At 68.2% G+C, this 19,839-nt stretch carries 25 protein-coding genes and 1 tRNA gene; 13 read left to right on the top strand and 13 right to left on the bottom strand.

Features of this window, described 5'->3' with window-relative positions:
- The first annotated feature begins 40 nt into the window (after positions 1-40).
- Positions 41-376, top strand: a complete 336-nt coding sequence (locus E4M00_RS11270) for a hypothetical protein (protein WP_135120633.1) — start codon at positions 41-43, stop codon at positions 374-376.
- 87 nt (positions 377-463) lie between these two features.
- On the opposite strand, the gene E4M00_RS11265 is transcribed toward E4M00_RS11270, so the two are convergent.
- Genes E4M00_RS11265 through E4M00_RS11255 form a run of 3 tightly spaced genes read right to left on the bottom strand, consistent with a single transcriptional unit; the run spans position 464 to position 4,403 of the window.
- Positions 464-1,951, bottom strand: a complete 1,488-nt coding sequence (locus tag E4M00_RS11265; protein ID WP_135120632.1) for an aldehyde dehydrogenase (NADP(+)) — start codon at positions 1,949-1,951, stop codon at positions 464-466.
- Positions 1,948-3,153: an acyl-CoA dehydrogenase family protein gene (locus tag E4M00_RS11260; RefSeq protein WP_135120631.1), complete on the bottom strand. Its 1,206-nt coding sequence runs from the start codon at positions 3,151-3,153 to the stop codon at positions 1,948-1,950. Before E4M00_RS11260 ends, E4M00_RS11265 begins: the two co-directional genes overlap by 4 nt.
- Positions 3,150-4,403, bottom strand: a complete 1,254-nt coding sequence (locus tag E4M00_RS11255; RefSeq protein ID WP_135120630.1) for a CaiB/BaiF CoA transferase family protein — start codon at positions 4,401-4,403, stop codon at positions 3,150-3,152. Before E4M00_RS11255 ends, E4M00_RS11260 begins: the two co-directional genes overlap by 4 nt.
- Before the next feature lie 89 nt (positions 4,404-4,492).
- Here E4M00_RS11255 and E4M00_RS11250 point away from each other — a divergent pair, with 89 nt between their 5' ends.
- From E4M00_RS11250 to E4M00_RS11240, 3 genes are all read left to right on the top strand, one after another.
- Entirely contained in the window at positions 4,493-5,302 is an 810-nt protein-coding gene (locus tag E4M00_RS11250; RefSeq protein ID WP_135120629.1) for a FadR/GntR family transcriptional regulator, read from the top strand.
- Positions 5,271-5,993, top strand: a complete 723-nt coding sequence (locus E4M00_RS11245; RefSeq protein WP_135120628.1) for a cache domain-containing protein — start codon at positions 5,271-5,273, stop codon at positions 5,991-5,993. Before E4M00_RS11250 ends, E4M00_RS11245 begins: the two co-directional genes overlap by 32 nt.
- Positions 5,994-6,111: 118 nt before the next feature.
- Entirely contained in the window at positions 6,112-7,479 is a 1,368-nt protein-coding gene (locus E4M00_RS11240) for an NAD-dependent succinate-semialdehyde dehydrogenase (RefSeq protein WP_135120627.1), read from the top strand.
- 141 nt (positions 7,480-7,620) lie between these two features.
- Here the strand turns inward: E4M00_RS11240 and E4M00_RS11235 are convergent, their stop codons facing one another.
- The 3 genes from E4M00_RS11235 to E4M00_RS11225 are packed head-to-tail and all read right to left on the bottom strand — an operon-like array spanning position 7,621 to position 9,882.
- Positions 7,621-8,391, bottom strand: a complete 771-nt coding sequence (locus E4M00_RS11235) for an amino acid ABC transporter ATP-binding protein (protein WP_135120626.1) — start codon at positions 8,389-8,391, stop codon at positions 7,621-7,623.
- Positions 8,378-9,043: an amino acid ABC transporter permease gene (locus E4M00_RS11230; protein WP_135120625.1), complete on the bottom strand. Its 666-nt coding sequence runs from the start codon at positions 9,041-9,043 to the stop codon at positions 8,378-8,380. The genes E4M00_RS11235 and E4M00_RS11230 overlap by 14 nt, the downstream gene beginning before the upstream one ends.
- A gap of 35 nt (positions 9,044-9,078) precedes the next feature.
- Complete coding sequence (locus tag E4M00_RS11225; RefSeq protein ID WP_135120624.1) at positions 9,079-9,882, bottom strand: amino acid ABC transporter substrate-binding protein; 804 nt, start codon at positions 9,880-9,882, stop codon at positions 9,079-9,081.
- Between the two features lie 243 nt (positions 9,883-10,125).
- On the opposite strand from E4M00_RS11225, the gene E4M00_RS11220 reads away from it, so the two are divergent.
- A complete protein-coding gene (locus E4M00_RS11220) occupies positions 10,126-11,631 on the top strand; it encodes an APC family permease (protein WP_135120623.1) in 1,506 nt (501 codons plus the stop codon).
- 189 nt (positions 11,632-11,820) lie between these two features.
- Here the strand turns inward: E4M00_RS11220 and E4M00_RS11215 are convergent, their stop codons facing one another.
- From E4M00_RS11215 to E4M00_RS11185, 7 genes are all read right to left on the bottom strand, one after another.
- A complete protein-coding gene (locus E4M00_RS11215) occupies positions 11,821-12,012 on the bottom strand; it encodes a hypothetical protein (RefSeq protein ID WP_056169147.1) in 192 nt (63 codons plus the stop codon).
- 121 nt (positions 12,013-12,133) lie between these two features.
- The gene (locus E4M00_RS11210; protein ID WP_135120622.1) at positions 12,134-12,502 is read right to left on the bottom strand and encodes an iron chaperone; all 369 of its coding nucleotides are present in this window, start codon (positions 12,500-12,502) and stop codon (positions 12,134-12,136) included.
- 83 nt (positions 12,503-12,585) lie between these two features.
- On the bottom strand, positions 12,586-13,275 hold the full coding sequence (rplA, locus tag E4M00_RS11205; protein ID WP_055824575.1) for a 50S ribosomal protein L1: 690 nt from the start codon (positions 13,273-13,275) through the stop codon (positions 12,586-12,588).
- A gap of 73 nt (positions 13,276-13,348) precedes the next feature.
- Entirely contained in the window at positions 13,349-13,777 is a 429-nt protein-coding gene (gene rplK / locus E4M00_RS11200; RefSeq protein ID WP_055909661.1) for a 50S ribosomal protein L11, read from the bottom strand.
- 129 nt (positions 13,778-13,906) lie between these two features.
- Positions 13,907-14,878: a transcription termination/antitermination protein NusG gene (gene nusG, locus E4M00_RS11195; RefSeq protein ID WP_056169153.1), complete on the bottom strand. Its 972-nt coding sequence runs from the start codon at positions 14,876-14,878 to the stop codon at positions 13,907-13,909.
- 87 nt (positions 14,879-14,965) lie between these two features.
- Positions 14,966-15,238: a preprotein translocase subunit SecE gene (gene secE, locus E4M00_RS11190; protein WP_056169155.1), complete on the bottom strand. Its 273-nt coding sequence runs from the start codon at positions 15,236-15,238 to the stop codon at positions 14,966-14,968.
- Between the two features lie 43 nt (positions 15,239-15,281).
- Positions 15,282-15,354 (bottom strand) — tRNA-Trp (locus tag E4M00_RS11185).
- Positions 15,355-15,519: 165 nt separating this feature from the next.
- Between E4M00_RS11185 and E4M00_RS11180 the strand changes: the two genes are divergently transcribed.
- From E4M00_RS11180 to E4M00_RS11145, 8 genes are all read left to right on the top strand, one after another.
- On the top strand, positions 15,520-15,954 hold the full coding sequence (locus E4M00_RS11180; RefSeq protein WP_135120621.1) for a YbaB/EbfC family nucleoid-associated protein: 435 nt from the start codon (positions 15,520-15,522) through the stop codon (positions 15,952-15,954).
- Positions 15,951-16,277, top strand: coding sequence for a hypothetical protein (locus tag E4M00_RS11175; RefSeq protein WP_135120620.1), 327 nt, complete (start codon positions 15,951-15,953; stop codon positions 16,275-16,277). Before E4M00_RS11180 ends, E4M00_RS11175 begins: the two co-directional genes overlap by 4 nt.
- A complete protein-coding gene (locus E4M00_RS11170) occupies positions 16,277-17,752 on the top strand; it encodes a glycohydrolase toxin TNT-related protein (protein ID WP_135120619.1) in 1,476 nt (491 codons plus the stop codon). Before E4M00_RS11175 ends, E4M00_RS11170 begins: the two co-directional genes overlap by 1 nt.
- A complete protein-coding gene (locus E4M00_RS11165; RefSeq protein WP_135120618.1) occupies positions 17,749-18,054 on the top strand; it encodes a hypothetical protein in 306 nt (101 codons plus the stop codon). Before E4M00_RS11170 ends, E4M00_RS11165 begins: the two co-directional genes overlap by 4 nt.
- A complete protein-coding gene (locus E4M00_RS11160; protein WP_135120617.1) occupies positions 18,054-18,509 on the top strand; it encodes a glycohydrolase toxin TNT-related protein in 456 nt (151 codons plus the stop codon). Before E4M00_RS11165 ends, E4M00_RS11160 begins: the two co-directional genes overlap by 1 nt.
- Positions 18,506-18,772, top strand: a complete 267-nt coding sequence (locus E4M00_RS11155; protein ID WP_135120616.1) for a hypothetical protein — start codon at positions 18,506-18,508, stop codon at positions 18,770-18,772. Before E4M00_RS11160 ends, E4M00_RS11155 begins: the two co-directional genes overlap by 4 nt.
- A 103-nt stretch (positions 18,773-18,875) precedes the next feature.
- Positions 18,876-19,139 carry a hypothetical protein gene (locus tag E4M00_RS11150; protein WP_135120615.1) on the top strand — a complete coding sequence of 88 codons (264 nt, stop codon included), beginning with the start codon at positions 18,876-18,878 and terminating at the stop codon, positions 19,137-19,139.
- 99 nt (positions 19,140-19,238) lie between these two features.
- A complete protein-coding gene (locus E4M00_RS11145) occupies positions 19,239-19,826 on the top strand; it encodes a hypothetical protein (protein ID WP_135120614.1) in 588 nt (195 codons plus the stop codon).
- Positions 19,827-19,839 lie beyond the last annotated feature (13 nt).

Genomic DNA, 19,839 nt, shown 5'->3' with positions numbered 1-19,839 from the left:
CCCGGGGGTCGAGCTTTCTGACGACAAGGACACCCCACCCATGGTCACCTTCTCCATCCTGCTGCTCATCGGCCTCCTCGGCGGTGTCATCGCCTTGATCGACGGCGTGCAGCGCGCTCGGGGACGCGGCACCGCCGTCCTCGCGATCATCGAGATCGTCGTGGCAGCGCTGTTCCTGCTCTCGCTGTTCCTTCCGGGCATCCCGTTCGGTTCGCTCGTGCTCGCCGTCGTGACGCTCATCGTGCTCACCGTGCAGCTCGTGCTGCGCGGTGGACGCAAGCGCGCAGGAATCGGCCTCACGGTCGCCGCCATCATCCTGCTGGTCGTCTGGATCGTGCTGGTTCAGAACTGGCTGGTCATCCCGGGCGTCAACTAGCCCGGTTCCTACGCTCGCTGAGGGCCGAGCGCAGCGACCGCCCGAAGCGTCGCTCAGTGCGCTTCGACCGCGGACTTCGTCCGGGCCTCAGCGATCTGCGGTTGCTGCAGGCACGACAAGCACGCCGTCCTCGCGGCGCGGGATGCCCAGCGGATTGCCGTCGGCGAGTTCCGCCGGAAGCACGGATGCCGGAGCATCCTGGTAGGCGATCGGCTGCAGGAACCGCCGGATGGCCGACGCTCCCACGGATGAGTGCAGCGAGGCCGTCGTCGCCGGCCACGGACCGCCGTGCTGCTGCCCCCACGCGATGGCGACGCCGGTCGGCCAGCCGTTGAAGATCACGCGTCCGGCGATCCGCGAGAGCGCAGCGGCGAGAGTCGGCACGTCTTCATCGGGAGCGTGGTGGATGCTGGCCGTGAGCGAACCGTCGAGCACGCGCAGCGCAGCCCCGAGCGCCGCGGGGTCCGCATCCGGATACCGCACCAGCACCGTCAGCGGGCCGAAGTGCTCCTCGAGGAAGGCCTCCGGCTCGGCCACGAAGGCGTCGAGGCTCACGGCGACGACGAGCGGGGAGGCGGCATCCGCGCTCGAACCACCGTCGAAGACCACCTCGACGTCGTCGCGCTCGAGCAGCACCTCCGAGCCGCGCGCGAACGCCGTCTCCATGCCGTCCGTCAGCAGGCGGTGACCGGGCACACCCGAGAGCGCTGCCGCCAGCACGGACTCGAAACCGGTCTCGACGGGCACGAACACCAGCCCGGGCTTGGTGCAGTACTGCCCGCCGTCGCGCGTGAACGAGGCCGCGAGGCCCGACGCCACGGCGGCGACACCGTCGGGGGTCGACGCGGCCGTCGGCGTGACGACCACGGGATTGATCGAGCCCAGCTCGCCGTAGAACGGGATCGGGGCGGGCCGGGCACACGCCAGGTCGAACAGCGCCCGTCCGACGCGCGTCGATCCCGTGAAGCCGACGGCCGAGACCAGCGGATGCTGCACCAGAGCCACGCCGGCATCGATGCCCTCGACCAGCCCGAAGCATCCGGCCGGCGCACCGGAGTCGGCGAGGACGCGCTCGGCCAGGGCGGCGACCCGACGCGACAACTCAGGATGCCCGGGATGAGCCTTGACCACCACGGGGCAGCCCGCGGCGAACGCCGAGGCCGTGTCGTTTCCGAGCACCGAGAAGGCGAACGGGAAGTTCGATGCCGCGAAGACGGCGACGACGCCGAGGGGGCGGAGCATCCGCCGCAGCGACGGACGTGGGGGCAGCAGCGTGGCATCGGCCGAGTCGATCGTCGCCTCGACATAGCTGCCCTCGATCGCGACGCCGGCGAAGAAGCGCAGCTGGTTCACCGTGCGCGTGATCTCGCCGTCGAGGCGCCCCTCCGACAGGTGCGTCTCGATGCGGGCGATGGCCAGCAGTTCGGCACGGTCGGCGTCGACGGCGTCGGCGAGCGCGTGCAGCCAGAGTGCACGGCTGGCACGATCGGTGAGGGAGAACTCGGATGCCGCAGCCGCCGCGACGATGGCGGCGAGCTCGTCTCCCGTGGTGTCGGCGTGGATCACGGCGCTCATGCTACCGACGCCGATGAGAAGGCGGCGATGCCCGTGAGTTCGCGACCGAGCACGAGCTGGTGAATCTCGTCGGTGCCCTCGTAGGTGCGCACGGACTCGAGGTTGGCCATGTGCCGCATCACCGGGAAGGCGCTGGTGATGCCGTCGCCGGCCAGGATCGAGCGCGCCTCGTGCGCGATGTGCAGCGCCTCGCGCACGCTGTTGAGCTTGCCGACGCTGATCTGCGCCGGCGTGAGGGTGCCGCGCTCCTTGAGCCGGCCCAGGTGCAGAGCCAGCAGGACGCCCTTCTCGTATTCGACGAACATGTCGGCCAGCTTGCCCTGCACGAGCTGCCGAGCCCCGATCGGCTCGCCGAAGACCTCGCGAGTGCGGGCGCGTCCGAGCGCCGCCTCCAGGCAGCTGCGGGCGGCGCCCATGGCACCCCAGACGATGCCGTACCGCGCTTCGTTCAGGCAGGAGAACGGGCCCGACAGGCCGCGGGCACCGGGCAGCACCGCATCGACGGGAAGCCGCACGCCCTCGAGAGTCACGTCGCACTGGATCGAGGCGCGCATCGACAGCTTGCCGTCGATGGGCGTCGCCGTGAAGCCGTCGGTGTCGGTGGGAACGACGAAGCCGCGCACCGCCGTCGAGCCGTCGCTGTCGGTCGCCTTCGCCCAGATCACGGCGACGTCGGCGATGCTCGCCAGGCCGATCCAGCGCTTGGCGCCGTCGAGCACCCACTCCTCGCCGTCGCGGCGTGCGGTCGTGGTCATGGCCGCCGGATCGCTGCCCCCGCTCGGCTCGGTGAGCCCGAAGCATCCGATGGCCTCGCCCGTCGCCATGCGCGGAAGCCAGTGCTGCTTCTGCTCCTCGCTGCCGTGCTTGTAGATGGCCGACATGGCCAGCGACCCCTGCACCGACACGAAGGTGCGCCAGCCGCTGTCGGCCGACTCGAGTTCGAGGCACACGAGACCGTACGCGACGGCACCGGCTCCGGCGCAGCCGTAGCCCTGCAGGTGCATGCCGAGGAACCCGGCCGCACCCAGCTCCGCGACGAGCTCGCGGCGGAAATGCTTGTTCTCGAAGTCGTCCTCGATGACCGGCAGGATGCGCTCGGTCGCGAAGGCGCGCGCCTTCTGCTGCCACCCGCGCTCCTCCTCCGTGAGCAGGGCGTCGAGGTCGAAAACTGTGTCGACGATGAGAGCGGAGTCTGTGCTCATGCGGTTCCTTCGGTGCTGGAGGCGAGGGGCGATTCGGTGACGGATGCGGGATCGGATGCCGGGCTGACGGATGCGGGGCTGACGGATGCCGCGAGCCAGTCGGCCCCGGCGTGCTCCCCGAGCCGCGGCGGACGGGAGTCGTAGGCGGCTGGGTCGCTCGCGAGGCGGATGGGGTTGGCGATGGAGCGGCTGCCATCGACCTCGACGACGGGGGCGAGTCCGAGCGACTCGGCGAAGGCGATGGCTTCGCCGACGTCGTTCACGAGCCCGGCGGGGACGCCTGCGGCACTGAGGCGCGACACCCAGTCGGAGGCCGGAGCCGTTGCCAGGCCCTGCTCGATGACGGCGCGCAGCTCGGCGCGGTGCGCGACCCGCAAGGGGTTGGTGGCGAAGCGGGGGTCCTCTAGGGCCGGGTCACCCAGCACCGCGGCCAACGCGCCGAACTGCCGGTCGTTGCCCACGGCGATCACGAGGTCGCGGTCTGCGGCGCGGAACGATTCGTAGGGGGCGATGCTCGGGTGCGCGTTGCCCATCCGCCGCGGCGCGACACCGGTGGCGAGGCTGCTGGACGCCTGGTTGACCAGACCCGAGAGCAGGCTGGAGAGCAGGTCGACCTGCACGAGGGAGCCGGGAGCCGACGTGCCTGGGACCGTCGGCCCACCAGCGGCATCCCGAGACCGCAGTGCCAGCAGGATCCCCGACAACGCGTTGAGCCCGGTGAGCACGTCGACGAGGGCGACCCCGGCCTTGGTCGGGTCGCCGTCGGGCGCACCGGTCACGCTCATGAGCCCGCCGACGGCCTGCACGAGCAGGTCGTACCCGGGCAGCGCCGCTCCCTCGCCGTCGCCGAAGCCGGTGATCGAGCAGTAGACGACGCCGGGGTTGGCGGCCCGAACGGACTCGAAGTCGAGGCCGAAGCGATCCATCACGCCGGGCCGGAAGTTCTCGACGACGACGTCGGCCGAGAACGCCAGCCGGCGCGCTTCCGCCAGGCCGGCATCCATCGACAGGTCCAGCACCACCGAGCGCTTGTTGCGATTGACGCTGGCGAAGTAGGTGGAGGCACCGGATGCGTCCACCGGCGGAGTCCACGACCGGGTGTCATCGCCGGCCGGCGACTCGATCTTCACGACGTCGGCGCCGAAGTCGGCGAGCATCATCGTGGCGTAGGGCCCGGCGAGCACCCGGGAGAAGTCCGCGACGCGCACGCCGGAGAGCGGCCCTCGCCGTTCCCCGTCGTCGCTGGTCATCCATCCGCCTTCGCATGTCCCGAATGCGATTCATCCTAGACCGAATGATTTTCGGAGGGCCAGCCCTCCATTCGGTTAGGGTGATGGCCATGGGCGATTCACAGGCGAGGGCGGAGGCGCAGGCCCCGCGGGTCGGATCAGCCGCTCGCGAGGCGATCTTCGCGCAGCTGGCGGACACCGGCCGCTCGGAGCAGGTGGCCCAGCGGCTGACCGACGCCATCATCCTCGGCGTGCTCGCGCCGGGTGAGCGCCTGCCCAGCGAGCCCGATCTCTCGCGCCGCTTCGGCGTCGCCCTCATCACCGTGCGCGAGGGCCTAGGCATCCTGCGCGACGCCGGCCTGGTGGAGACCCGCCGCGGCCGCGAGGGCGGCAGCTTCGTCACCGGCGACGCCCTGCACGGCGGACTGCTCGATGCCCGCCTGCACGCCCTGACCCAGGTCGAGCTCTCTGACATGGCCGTGTACTTCGCGACCATCCTGGCCGGCTGCGCCGAACGTGCTGCGGTGCGGGCGACGGATGCCGAGGGCGAGCGCCTCTCGGCCCAGGTCGCCGGCATCGACGTGGCCACGGCCGCACCGGCGCGCTTCGACATCGGCGGGCTGTTCCTCGAGCTCGCCGTGCTCAGCCAGTCGGCCCGTCTCGTGCGCGAGCAGATCCGGGTGCAGGCCGAGTTCGGCCCGCTCCTGCTGCTCGCCCTCGACGACGACGACACCCGCGTGTCGGTGCTGAGCACGAGCACGGCCATCGCCGCGGCCGTGAGCGCCCACGCTCCCGCCGTCGCCCGCGAGCTCGTCTCGGCCATGGTGCAGACCCTCGCCGAGGGCCTGCTCGCCGCCAAGACCAGCCTGCACCGCGAGGAGGTGCGCCGTGACCGCGACACTGCCGACGACGTCGCCTGAGCACTGCGCCGCGGCCGTCAGCGAGCTGTTCGGCGAGGTCTTCGAGCAGCTCGCCGGCTGGCGCGAGGAGATCGTGGCCACGCTCGCCGACACCGCGGCGCCGGCGACAGCGGCATCCGTCGACGACCTCGTCTCATCGAGGGTGCTGCCCGAACTCGTCAGCGAGAACCCCCTGCTCGTCGGGGCCGGCTTCATCGCGGCCCCCGGCGTCGTCGCCGGGCGCGACGTGCACTTCGCCTGGTGGCTCGGCCCCCTCGATGCCGGCCCGCTCTTCGGCAGCACGACCGAACCCACCCGCCTCGACCTCACCACCCGGTCCCATGCCGAGTACCTGCGCGACGTGCGTGCCCTCGAGTGGTACGCCACTCCGGCCGAGACGCAGGCGACCCACGTCACGGGTCCCTACGTCGATCACCTCTGCACCTGCGACTACATCCTCACGCTCACCATGCCCGTGACCGTGGGCGAGCGGATGCTGGGCGTCGTCGGAGCCGACATCGCCGTGCGTCGCCTCGAACGCGAGCTGCTGCCCCTGCTGCTGCTCATCGACGAGCCGCTCGCGCTGGTCAACGCCGCGGGCCGCGTCATCATCTCGACGGATCCTGCCGCCCAGCCGGGATCACTCGTCACCGCTGCGGCCGAACAGTTCGTCTGCACGGGAACGCCGCTCGCGATCGATCGCCTGAGGTGAATCATTGCAAACCGGATGTTTTCTGACGGCCGGTGATTTAGGCTGATCCTCGTGCAGGCAGTGTCGCGGCGCCATCGTGGATCCGCACCCAGCACGTTCTCGTCACGAAGGGACTGGCATGACCGACTACGCAGTGATCGATCCGGCAACCGGGGAGACCGTCCAGAGTTACCCCACGATCACCGATGAGGCCCTGACGGCCGCCATCGCCTCAGCGGATGCCGCACACTCCGGGTGGGCGCGCTCCACCAGCCCCGCCGACCGCGCAGCGCTCATCCGCCGTGTGAGCGAGCTGCACACCGAGCGCCGCGAGGAGCTCGCGAAGATCATCGTGCGCGAGATGGGCAAGCCCATCGAGCAGGCACTCGGCGAGGTCGACTTCGCCGCGGACATCTACGGCTACTACGCCGACATCTCCCCCGACGTGCTCGCCGACGAGCCCGTCAAGCTGTTGGCCGGTGAGGGCAGCGCCGTCATCCGTCGCAGCTCGCTCGGTGTCCTGCTCGGCATCATGCCGTGGAACTTCCCGTACTACCAGGTCGCCCGCTTCGCAGGTCCCAACCTCATCATCGGCAACACCATCCTGCTGAAACACGCTCCGCAGTGCCCGGAGTCCGCCGCGGCCATCGAGCAGATCTTCTCCGACGCCGGCTTCCCCCAGGGCGCCTACGTCAACATCTACGCCACGAACGAGCAGATCGAGACCGTCATCGGCGACCGCCGCGTGCAGGGAGTCTCGCTCACGGGCTCCGAGCGCGCGGGTGCCGCCGTCGCCGAGATCGCCGGCCGCAACCTCAAGAAGGTCGTGCTCGAGCTCGGCGGGTCGGACCCGTTCGTGCTGCTCAGCACCGACGACCTCGACAAGGTGGTGGAGGATGCCGCAGCCGCACGTCTCGACAACACCGGCCAGTCGTGCAACGCCGCCAAGCGCTTCATCGTGATCGACGACCTCTACGAGGACTTCGTGTCGAAGCTCACGGCCAGCTTCGCGGCCACCCAGCCGAGCGACCCGACCTCGGACGAGAGCAAGCTCGGCCCGCTCTCGTCCTCGGCCGCGGCCGACCGCCTGCAGGACCAGCTCGACCGCGCCGCAGCCCAGGGCGTCACCGTGCACGCCACGGGCGAGCGCAACGGCAACTACTTCGCGCCGGTCGTGCTCACCGATATCTCCCCCGAGGCCGACGCGTACCACGAGGAGTTCTTCGGCCCCGTGGCATCCGTCTACCGTGTGGAGTCGGAGGACGCCGCCGTGATGCTGGCCAACGACACCCCGTTCGGCCTGGGCTCCTACGTCTACACGACGGATGCCGACCAGGCGGCCCGGGTCGCCGATCGCATCGAGGCGGGCATGGTCTTCGTCAACCTCGTGCTGGCCGACGGCGTCGAGCTGCCCTTCGGCGGCGTGAAGCGTTCGGGCACCGGCCGTGAGATGGGCCGTCTGGGCGCCGACGAGTTCGTGAACAAGAAGCTCATCCGCGTCGGCTAGAGGCACCCCACCGCTCGCTGTTCGCTGACCCTCCGCTGGCAGAGACAGCGACGGAGTCGCCGTCGAAGCCGAGGAACCCCGCGCCACGTCCTCGGCTTCGCGGCACTCGCTGCGCTCGCGTCGCTCTGCCGGCGGGGCCGCTCAGTCCAGGGGGCGGAGGATGCGGTCGAGGAACTTCCGCGTGCGCTCGTGCGTCGGCGCTGTGAACAGCTGCGCCGGCGCACCGCGCTCCACGATCACGCCGCCGTCCATGAACAGCACCTCGTCAGCCACCTGACGCGCGAAGCTCAGCTCGTGGGTGACGACGACCATGGTCCAGCCCTCGTCGGCCAGACCCTTCATGACTCCCAGCACATCGCCCACGAGCTCGGGATCGAGCGCGCTGGTCGGCTCGTCGAAGAGCAGCAGGTCGGGCTTCAGCGCCAGCGCTCGCACGATGCCGACGCGCTGCTGCTGGCCGCCCGAGAGCTCGTGGGGGTAGGCGTCGCGCTTCTCGGCGAGTCCGACGCGCTCGAGCAGGGCCTCCGCCTGGGAGACGGCATCCGCTCGCCGCACCCTCTGCACCTGCACGGGGCCCTCGATGACGTTCTCGAGCACGGTGCGGTGCGGGAACAGGTTGTGCTGCTGGAACACCATCGCCGAGCGATTGCGCAGGGAGTCGCGCTCGGCCTTCGACACCGGCTGGGAGAAGTCGACGGACGGGCCGTGCGCGAACGCCACGACTCCGGCGTCCGGCGTCTCCAGTCCGTTCAACGAGCGCAGTACGGTGGTCTTCCCCGATCCGCTCGGGCCGATCAGCACGACGACCTCTCCGCGGCGCACCTCGAGGTCGATGGAGTGGAGAACCTCGTTCTCCCCGAAACTCTTGCGCAGCCCCGAGACCGCGAGCAGTGCATCGTCAGTGGGCGACATAGCGATCCAATCTCTTCTCGAGCCTGCCCTGCCCGCTCGAGAGCACCAGGCAGATGAGCCAGTACACGAGACCCGCCTCCATGTAGACGATCAGGAACTCGCTGCTGAACGCCGCGATGTTCTGGGCGACGCGGAACAGCTCGGTGACGAGGATGACCGAGGCGAGCGACGTGTCCTTCACCAGCGAGATGAACGTGTTCGACAGCGGCGGCACCGCCACGCGGGCGGCCTGGGGCAGGATGATCCGGCGCAGCGTCTGCGTGCTCGACATGCCGATCGTGTAGCCGGCCTCCCACTGCCCCTTCGGAACGCTGAGGATCGCGGCGCGGATCACCTCGGCCGCATAGCCGCCCACGTTCAGAGAGAACGCTATGACCGCGCTCGGCCACGGGTTGATGACCCAACCGATCGTCGGCAGGCCGTAGAAGATCACGAACAGCTGCACCAGAAGCGGCGTCCCGCGGATGATCGAGATGTAGACGCGGGCGATGCCCGACAGCACGCGGTTCTTCGAGAGCCGCATGAGCGCGATGACGAGCGCGATCACGATCCCGATGGCGAACGAGATGAGGGCCAGCGGGATGGTGCCCGTGATGCCGCCCCAGACGATCGGCCAGAACGAGTCGAGGAGCAGCTGCAACCGGTCGTCCATCAGCGCAGGCTACAACGTGGAGCAGGCGGCATGGGCTACTTCGACACGTCCGCGCCGAAGTACTTCTCGCCGATCGACGCGATGGTGCCGTCGGCGGTCAGGTCTTCGAGGGCGCCGTCGATGGCCGCGACGAGCTTCGTCTTGTCCTTCGCGAGCGCGAAGGCGCTGAGCGACGGGTCGTCGGTCTCGGCCGCGACGCGGATGCCGCTGTCGCCCTTCGTGTTCACGTAGTCGAGGTAGGTCAGCTTGTCATTGATGGTCGCGTCGACGCGACCCTGCTCGAGCAGTGCCACGGCCTGCGCCCAGCCCTCCACGGCCTCGACGTCTGCACCGTTCTCCTCGGCGAGGGCGTACCAGTTGCTGGTGAGCGACTGGGCCGACTTCTTGCCGTCGAGATCGGCGAAGTCGGTGATGTCGGTGGTGGTGTCCTTGACCACGAGCACGCCGGGCGACGTGCTGTACGGGGTGCTGAAGAGGTACTTCTCCTCGCGCTCCGGGTTGATCGACACCTGGTTGGCGATGAGGTCGGTGCGCCCGGAGTCGAGCCCGGCGAAGATGGCGTCCCACTGGGTCTCCTGGAACACGACCTTCAGGTCGAGCTCCTTCGCGACGGCCTTGATGATGTCGACGTCGTAGCCGGTCAGGTCGCCGGCGCCGTTCTCGTGGAAGCTGAACGGGCGGTAGGTGCCCTCCGTCGCGACCGTGAGCGTGCCCGCCGTGACGAGGCCGTAGTCGTCGCCGCTGCTCGAACCGTCGGACGATCCGCCAGTGGAGCACCCCGTGAGGGCGATGGCGACGGCCGCTGCTGCGGCGAGAACGGCGAGGGGGGAGCGACGCATGAGGAGGGGGTGTCCGATCTGTGGAGCTGGAGGCACGAGTTCCGCGCCCCCGAAGGAAACCTCCAGCCCAGCACAGGCATTCCCTCCTGCGCGAATCTCGTGACGTCGAATTGCGCGAAATCAATCATCCGGCGCTATAGCTTTGCGACCGGATGATTCGCTATCGTTGCGGCACACACAGTGAGGTGGTGACGGATGCCGGTGGCATCCGCAGCTCCTCTCGGCTTTCACCGAAAGGTCACGATGTCCCTAGAACAGCAACCACGCGAGGCGATCACCGATCAGGAGCACCTGAGCGTGCTCGGCTACGAGGATTCCTTCAACCGGTCGATGTCACTCTGGGCGAACTTCGCCCTCGGCTTCACCTATCTGTCGCCGCTGGTGGGCGTCTACTCGCTGTTCGCGCTGGCCCTGAGCGTCGGCGGACCGCCCTCCATCTGGTGGATCATCATCGTCGGCGCCGGCCAGCTGCTCGTGTCTCTCGTGTTCGGCGAGGTCGTGTCGCAGTACCCGATCCACGGCGGCATCTACCCGTGGACGCGGCGGCTCTGGGGCCGCCGCTACGCCTGGATGGCGGCGTGGGTCTACATCTGGGCCATGATCGTGACGATCACCGCCGTGGCCGAGTTCGGATCCGGCTTCGCCGCGAGCCTGTTCGGCATCGAGGCGAACCCCACCTCGACGCTGCTCATCACTCTCGCGTTCCTCGTCGTGGCACTGCTGATCAACTTCACCGGCACGAAGTCGTTGGCCCGCGTCGCCCGCATCGGCCTCGCCGCCGAACTCGTGGGCGTGATCGGCGTGGGGCTGTACCTGCTCATCTTCCAGCGCCACCAGGAGTTCAGCGTCTTCTTCGACACCATGGGCGTGGAAGGCGACGGCAGCTACGGGCCGGCCTTCCTCGGAGCAGCCCTCGCCGGCCTGTTCCTCTTCTACGGCTTCGAGGCCTGCGGCGACGTGGCCGAGGAGGTGGAGAACCCGGCCAAGCGCATCCCGGTGGCCATGATCATGACGATCCTCGTCGGAGGCGTCTCGGCACTGTTCGCCTTCGGCGGCTACGTCCTGGCCGCCCCCGACCTGGCCTCGATCGTCGCCGGGGAGGACGCCGATCCCATCCCGGGCATCCTCGAGGCATCGCTCGGCGTCGTGGGCGCCAAGGTCTTCCTCGTGATCGCCATCACGGCGTTCCTGTCGTGCGTGCTCAGCCTGCAGGCTGCCGCCAGCCGACTGCTGTTCTCCTTCGCCCGCGACGGCATGATCCCCGGTCACGCCTGGCTCTCGAAGGTCTCGGCCGGAGCCAAGGTGCCCACCAACGCGCTGATCGTGGCCTGCACCATCCCGGCCCTCATAGCCGTCCTGGTCTGGATCAACGCCGACCTGCTGGTGCCCGTCACATCGTTCGCCGTGCTCGGCATCTACGTGGCGTTCCAGATGGTCGTGCTCGCGGCCCTTCGCCAGCGCTTCAAGGGCTGGAAGCCTGCCGGACCGTTCTCCCTCGGCGCCCTCGGCTTCGTGGTGAACATCGTGGCCCTCGCCTACGGCATCTTCGCCATGGTGCTCCTGGCCACGCCCGGAACGTCGGGAGACTTCTTCACCGACTACGTCGTCATCATCGGCCTGGGCGTCGTACTCGTGACCGGGCTGCTCTACCTCTTCATCGCCCGCCCCGACCGCAAGTCGACGGCCCCCGCCGGCGATGCGGTGGAGGTGGCGGAGAGACTGCGGACGCACTCCTCCGCGGTCCGCTGAACCGTCCCGCCCGCTGAACATCCGCTGCAGCCGAAGCGTTTCGGGTTCGCTTCGGTCGTGCGCGAGTCAGCGAGCGGAGCCGGCAGAGGTGATGCCCCCGACCCTGAACTGTCGGGGGCATCATGCTGGAGTCGCGCGGGCGCTCCAGCAACCGGGTGGTCCGACGGGAGGCGGACCACCCGGAGGTCTTCATTCGAGGTTGTCGACCGGGGTCGAGTCATCCATCGGATCGCCGTCCTTCGCTGACAGGCCCAACGTGTCGTCGGGCTCCGTCTGGCGCCAGTCGGCCTCGACGGGCTCCTTGTCGCTGCCGTCTGGCTGCACTGTCGCGTCCGGCTGCTCGAGCACGTCGGGCTCGTCCGCTGTCGTGGGGTCGCTCATGGCGCCCTCCTCTCGTGAGACGGATGCCGTCTCTCATCATCGACGCTACGCATCGGAGACGATCGCCTCTAGGGATTGACAGGCGGCGACGATGCGGTCAGCCGGACTGCACTCAGGGCGGTCAGCGAGCCGGTGCGTCGCCGAGCGCCTGGTCGATCTCGTCGCGCCGCGCGATGACCAGCCGCGTCACGACGTCGTCGGGCAACGGCTTCTCAGCGCTGAACCGGATCGTGCCCTTCGACAACGAGTAGCCGGCGAGAGCGCCCGCCACAGCCTCGACGGCCTCGGGGCTGAACGGGAACACCGACAGGTGCTTCGCCGTCGCACGCACACTGATGAGCGGCCTGCCCCTGTAGCGGAGAGCGGCCATGCCGTAGCTCATCCCCTGTTCGGCATCCGGAACGATCTCGATGGCTCGATCCCGGATGCCGCTCAGCACGTCGCGGTCCGCCCCATCGAGGGTCGCCAGGTAGTCGTCGAGCGCACCCATGCCGTCATCCTGCCACCTGCCTGCGGAATGCAGGAAGGGCCCGCCGAAACCGGCGGGCCCTTCCAGGTACTGCGAGCTGATGCTTACAGAGCGTTGATGTCCAGCGGGATGCCGGGGCCGAACGTGGTCGACACGGCGCCCTTCTGGATGTAACGGCCCTTGGCGCTCGACGGCTTGAGGCGGACGATCTCCTCGAGAGCGGTCTTGATGTTCTCGTCGAGCTGCTCGGCGGTGAAGCCGGCCTTGCCCACGACGAAGTGCACGTTGGCGTGCTTGTCGACGCGGAACTCGATCTTTCCGCCCTTGATGTCGGAGACGGCCTTGGCCACGTCGGGCGTGACGGTTCCGGTCTTCGGGTTGGGCATGAGGCCGCGGGGGCCGAGCACCTTTCCGAGGCGGCCGACCTGGCCCATGAGCTCAGGGGTCGAGACCGCCGAGTCGAAGGAGGTGTAGCCGTCGGCGACCTTCTGGATGAGCTCGGCGCCGCCGACCTCGTCAGCGCCTGCTGCGATGGCAGCCTCAGCGGCGGGGCCGGTCGCGAACACGATGACGCGGGCGGTCTTGCCGGTTCCGTGCGGGAGGATGACGGTGCCGCGCACCATCTGGTCCGCCTTGCGCGGGTCGACACCGAGCTTCAGCGCGACCTCGACGGTCGAGTTGAACTTGGCGGAGCCGGTCTCGCGAGCGAGCGTCACTGCCTCGGTGGGGGTGTAGAACTTGCCGTCTTCGATCTTCTCGGCCGCGGCGCGGTAGGCCTTTGACTTCTGTGCCATGTTGTTTCTCCTTGAGAGAGTGTGGTCGTCTGCGCCTGGCGGGCGCTGCCACGAAATGTCTTGTGGAGGTCGATTACTCGACCGTGATGCCCATCGAGCGAGCGGTGCCGGCGATGATCTTCGACGCAGCGTCGAGGTCGTTGGCGTTCAGGTCGACCATCTTGGCCTCGGCGATCTCGCGCACCTGGGCCTGCGAGAGCTTCGCGACCTTGACGGTGTGCGGGGTACCCGAACCCTTGGCGACGCCGGCGGCCTTCTTGATGAGCTCGGCGGCGGGCGGGGTCTTCAGGATGAACGTGAACGAGCGGTCCTCGTAGACGGTGATCTCGACGGGGACGACATTGCCGCGCTGCGACTCGGTCGCCGCGTTGTAGGCCTTGCAGAACTCCATGATGTTCACGCCGTGCTGACCCAGAGCCGGGCCGATGGGCGGGGCCGGGTTGGCTGCGCCGGCCTTGATCTGAAGCTTGATCAGACCAGTGACCTTCTTCTTCGGTGCCATTGTTTTCTCTCTTTCCTTGACGAACGCTCCGCATGCCGGAGCACTCTCCCGCGCGCCCGATCTGGACGGCGGTGATCTGTCTGCGCGAACGCGACCTTCGATTCTATCGAGGTCGCCCTGCGAAATTGCTTAGAGCTTGGTGACCTGGTCGAAGCTGAGCTCGACCGGGGTCTCGCGCTCGAACAGGGAGACGAGCACGGTGAGCTTGCCGCTCTCGGGCTTGATCTCGCTGATCGAACCGGGCAGGCCCGCGAACGAGCCTTCCTTGATCGTGATGGTCTCGCCGATCTCGAAGTCGACCTCGGCCGCGATGACGCGGGACTGGGTCGCACCGCCGCGTGACGATCCGCCCTTGGCCGCGGGGGCCTCGACGATCTGCACGAGGCTCTTCAGCATGCCGAATGCCTCTTCGAAGCGGAGCGGCGTCGGGTTGTGCGAGTTGCCCACGAAGCCGGTGACACCGGGGGTGTGGCGCACGACCGACCAGCTGTCCTCGTTGAGGTCCATGCGCACGAGCACGTATCCGGGGATGCGCACGCGGGTGACCATCTTGCGCTGGCCGTTCTTGATCTCGACGACGTCCTCCATCGGAACCTCGACCTGGAAGACGTAGTCCTCCATGGCCATCGACTGGCGACGGTTCTCGATGTTCTGCTTCACGCGGCGCTCGAAGCCGGCGTAGGAGTGGATGACGTACCACTTGCCGGGCTGGAAGCGCAGCTCCTGGCGGAACTCCTCGTAGGGGTCGACCTCGGCGGGCTCGGCGTCGGCCTCGGCAGCGTCCTCCTCGGCGAACACCTCTGCGGCGTCCTCGGTCGCCTCGAGGGCGGCCTCAGCCTCGTCGGCGGAGTCGATCTCGAGGGCGTCGTCGACGACGGCGTCAGCCTCGGGGTCGTTGCTGTCCGCGATGGCGTCGAGCGCGGCATCCAGGTCGATCTCGACGTTGTCGGCGTCGTCCTCGATGTGGATCGCGGAGTGCTCGGCGGCCTCTACGGAGTCCTCGTCGTGCGCGAGGGTGTTGCCCTCCTGCGCCTCGTCGTCCTCGGACGACTGCTCTGCAGCCGTTGCCCAGTCGACGTCGTCGTGCTCAGTCTTAGCCACTTGCTCTCAATCCTTAGGTTGTGCGTACATCCGTGCGATGCCTGCCCGTGCAGCCGCTGACGGCTGCGGTGTCGAACTCGTCTGTCGTTACTGAGGGGTTCCGAACACGTAGGCGACCACGAGGGCGAACACCCAGTCCAGCCCGGAGACGAGCGCCATCATGATGACCACGAAGACCAGCACGACGCCCGTGTAGCTGAACAGTTCCTTGCGGGTCGGGGTGACGACCTTCTTCAGTTCCCCGAAGACCTGGCGGATGAAGAGCGCCATACGGGCGAACGGACCGCGCTTGGAGTCGCGGTCGCGCTTGGCGTTGGCGACGACATCTTCGCTCGGCTCGTCGATAACTTTTCGGGCCACCTCAGTTACACCTTTCGTGGGCCGGTACGTCAGCACCGACTTGCAGGGCGGACAGGACTTGAACCTGCAACCTGCGGTTTTGGAGACCGCTGCTCTACCAATTGAGCCACCGCCCTATGGCATCCGTCGGATGCCGTAGATCGCGAGCCCTGCGCGATTCTCCAGCGACCCGAAAAAGGGCGCAGAGAATCTTGCTGAATTCACAACATGCACAAGTGTACGCGACGGGACGGAGAGAGTAAAACCGCGACGGATGCCGTCCCCGTGGTTATCATCGCTGAATGACGTTCATCGATCCTGACGGCGCCACTGGGGGCAATATCTGGGGGGATCCCGACGCGGCCATCGCGCGGGTCAACGCACAGATCGCTGAAGCGGCGGAGCGAGCCGAGCGCGCAGAGGACGTGCGCCGTGATGTCGATGCGCTGCGAGCGCGCGCGAGTTCGCCGGGTGGTGAGGTGACGGTCGAGGTCGACGCCACCGGCCGCCTCACGAACATCGAGTTCGAGTCCGCCGCCCGCACGCTCCGGTCCGATGCGCTCTCGCAGGCCGTTCTCAAGGCTGCGGCATCAGCCCAGCGACAGGCCGGCGACCGTGCCGTCGCCATCGCAGCCGATGCTTTCGGTGAGGAGTCCGAGGTGACGGCGCATCTCCGGGCAGAGGTCGAGGAACGGATGCCGCCCGCCACCGACGACACGACTCTGGGGTACCGATGAGCGACCGCATCTCGATCGACTTCGATCGCATCCAGCAGCACGCCACGAGGGTCGGCACCGTGGCCTCCGACGTTCGTAACGCGAAGGATGCCGCCGGCTCGATGAACCTGGGCGGTGGTGCCTTCGGGCTCATGTGCAGCTTCCTCGTCGCCCCGGCCACGATGATCACCGGGGTCGCCAGCAGCATGATCGGCACCGCCGGCGCTCTCGTCGAGCGCAGCGCCCGCGAGATCCGCGGCGTCGGATCGGACTTCACGGCCCTCGAGAGCCACATCACCGAGGAACTCGCGCCGCTCCTCAACGCTGTCGACCAGGTGCGTTGATGGCTGCGAACTCGCTCGTCGCGGCATCCGTCGACATGTCGACCCCGTTCTCGGGGACGTTCCTGCTCGAAGACGGCGAAGCCCTCGTCCAGGCCATCCAGTCGGGCGACTGGGTCTCCGGCGGCCTCGCGGCGTTCTCCGCCATCGCCGACACCGTCGCCGCCGTCATGGACCCGTTGGGGTCGCTGATCGCCGCGGGTCTCGGCTGGATCATGGAGCATCTCGAGCCCCTCAAGGGGTGGCTGAACGACCTCACAGGCGACGCCGGCGAAGTCGCCGGGTTCGCCGCGACCTGGGCCAACATCGGGGCATCCCTCGCCGCATCCGGCGACAACCTCGTGAGCGTTCTGGGCGACCTCGACGCCTCGGAGGGCGACGCGATCGACGCCTACCGTCGCTTCCAGCAGGAGACGGCCGAACACCTCCGGGCTGCGGGCGGCTGGGCCGAGGCGATCGGCGTCGGCATGAACATCGCCGCGACCATCGTCAAGATCGTGCACGACCTCACCCGTGACGCGATCGCCCAGATCGTCGGCTCCGTCATCAGCTACGCCGCCACGCTGGTCATCACCCTCGGCACGGCGACCCCGCTGATCATCTCGCAGGCCACCAGCCGCGTCTCCTCCCTCTCGGCCCGCATCGGCAAGACCGTCACCCGCCTGCTCGAGTCGGCGAAGCAGCTCACCAAGCTGATCGACCAGCTCGCCACGCTCTTCAAGCGCTTCGACGCAGCAGCCGGCCGGATGCTTCCCGGCACCAAGACCCCCGCCATTCCGAGCAGCAAGACCCCGACGATTCCGGGCCCCTTCTCCCCCCGGGCTCCTGACGCTCCCCCTGGGCGTCGGTATCCGGCCGCGAATCCTCCCCACGTCAACGACTCGCTCTCGCGAAGCGCCGTCAGCGACGCCGATCTGACGAAGTACCTCGAGAACATCGACCCCGACTACGCGCGTGACTTCGCCATTGATGGCACATGGCCGCCAGGCGAGCAGATCCCGAGGCGCCCGGAATTCCTCGATTCCGACGGAAACATCAGGTGGACCGAGGAGGTGCCGCAGGGTGGATACGTCATCGTCGACGGCAAGCCTGTCAAGTCCGACTATGTTCCCCAGATCGACGAACGTATCGATCGCTACGGTCCTGCTGACGGCCTGTACACCTCGCCCGTGCCAGCCGACGGCCCCGCGCATCCGCACTCGCAGCGCTCGTTGCCCTTCGTCGAAGACCCGGCGCACTACCACCAGTACACGGTGCAACGTCCGTTCAGTGAGATCCCCCAGGCCATCGACGAGCTCCCTGCCGGTCCCGTGAAGGACTCGATCGTCGCCTCGATCGAACAGTACGGACTCAACACCAACGTCGAGCGCGGCCCGATCGCGCCCGGCTTCGGCAGCTCAGGCGGAATCGATCAGATCCACATGCCGATGCCTGTCAAGCAACTCGAACAGCTGGGCATCCTGAAGGAGGTCAAGTGACGACCTTGAGTGACGTTCACCGTGTCATTGCCGACGAGGGATTGGCGCATTTCAACCTTTTCGACGACCACGGACTGCGCGAGCGGGAGATCGGAATCCGGCAGGACCCGGGCGGGCTGCAGGTCTTCACAACCGACGAGCGGGCGGCGTCGCTGAACGAGCGCGTCTTCGCGGACGAGACAGAGGCTTATACCGAGTTCCTCAAACGACTTCGAGCGAACAATCGCGAGGCTGCTCGCCGACGAGCTGAGCGGCAGGTTGAGCGCGAACAGCGTCTCGGCGCGAGAGAACAGGGTGTGTGATGCCTGAACAGGGCTTGTGGCTGGATGCAGACGGCAACGGCTTCACGGAGCCACCGCTTCCGCGCGGGGCCGAGATCTGGGACCAGTACGGGCCGCCCACCAGCCGATTCGTCTACCCCGTCGTCGGAGGCGTTCCCTACTCCTACCCGCAGAGGGCGCTGCCGTGGGTCGAGGATCCAGCGCAGTACCACCAGTACGCGGTGATCGGCGATCCCACCGACCTGCGCGCCGCCTACGACCGGTCCACGGATGCTGAGCTGCGCCAGAACATCGACGCCCTCGTCGACATCCACTACTTCGGCTGGGACCGCCAGATCTGGGTCGGCACCGTGGCTCCTGCGTTCGGAGAGCCCGGAGGCGCCTCGATGCTGACACTCTCCCTGCCCGTCAGTTACCTCCTGCGCCTGGGCATCCTGCAGGAGATCCGTCCGACCGTGGGGAGCACCGGCCGATGATCAGAGCAGACGCCCTCAGGATCATCGCCGAAGAGGGCCTCACCCGGTCGGTGTGGTTCGACGAGCCGACCCGCAAGACCAACGCGGTCGTCATCGTCGAGCACGACAGCGGCTTCGACGTGTTCGACACCGGAGAGCGCGCCGAGGAGGTCGACGGGTCCCGCATCCGTCACCAGACGGAGGATGCCGCGCTGACCGATTTCATCCACCGCCTGCGCGTGTGGAACGAACTGGCACAGCGCGAGCCCGACCTCTGGCGATGATGCCGAACGGGGCTCCACTCAGGCAAAGCCAGCCTGCTATGACCGAGCGCGGAAGCGGTTGCCAGATTCGAGCGGGCGGTGCTCGATGACTGGAGGGATCGGAGTGGAGCCACGCGACGAGTACTTCTCCCGCGCCGAGCGCTTCTCGCTCGGGGTGGACGAGCGCTCCGGACGCCGCTACGTGGCAATCCTTGTGAGTATCGGCGTAGCCGACTACAACGAGTACTACGCCGTGACCGACGCGCGGTACGCACACTTTCTCGATGATCCGTCATCGGCGATCCCGTTCGTGGAGGAGTGCCGGCGGCGGGAGCATGACGACCTGCTGCTCCAAGAGCCGGGTTGGAACCGCGGCACACCGGTCTGACGGCGCAGCAGGCGAGAGGATGCACACCATGGATGCCGACGAGTTCTTCGAGTCCCGCATGATCCTCCTCCCGTTGATTCGAGCTGAGCAGGAGACACCGTGACGACTCTCTCCGACGTGAAGCGGATCATCGCGTCCGAAGGCCTCACGAAGTACCGACTGCTCGACGACGAACAGCGCCGACCCGACGAGGTCGGCATCCGGCGGGTCGATGGCGGCTTCCTGGTGTTCTCGATCGACGAGCGCGAGGCGTCCGTGAGCGAACGCATGTACGCCGATGAGAGTGCCGCCTACGACGACTTCCTGAAGCGTCTGCGCGCCGGAGCGCGTCTTGATGCGCGGCGACAGGAGCGACGGGCGCAGAAGGGAGCGACAGGGGCCGGAGACGGCACCATCGGACTCACGGCCGGGATCGTCGCGTACACGGGCCATGGTGCGGAGCGCACGCCGACCGCCGACGCGGAGGCGGTGCTGGCGCTCGTGCCCGGCTCGGCGGGTGAGACGTTGCTGACCGAGGTGCGACGTGTCGTCGCGGCATCCGACACCGTCGAAGCCGCGTGGAGCGAAGCAGTCGACGACAGTCTGTATCCGGTCTTCGCCCAGCGGATGCTGCTGCTCGAGCCCAGCCTCGATGAACGTGCGCTGCACGCTCTGTCCTGGCGATGGGGTTATCTGCGGACCTTCTGACCGACGGCATCCC

This window comes from Orlajensenia leifsoniae (assembly GCF_004570845.1).
Taxonomy (GTDB): domain Bacteria; phylum Actinomycetota; class Actinomycetes; order Actinomycetales; family Microbacteriaceae; genus Orlajensenia; species Orlajensenia leifsoniae.
This window is presented reverse-complemented; position numbering and strand designations above follow the sequence as displayed.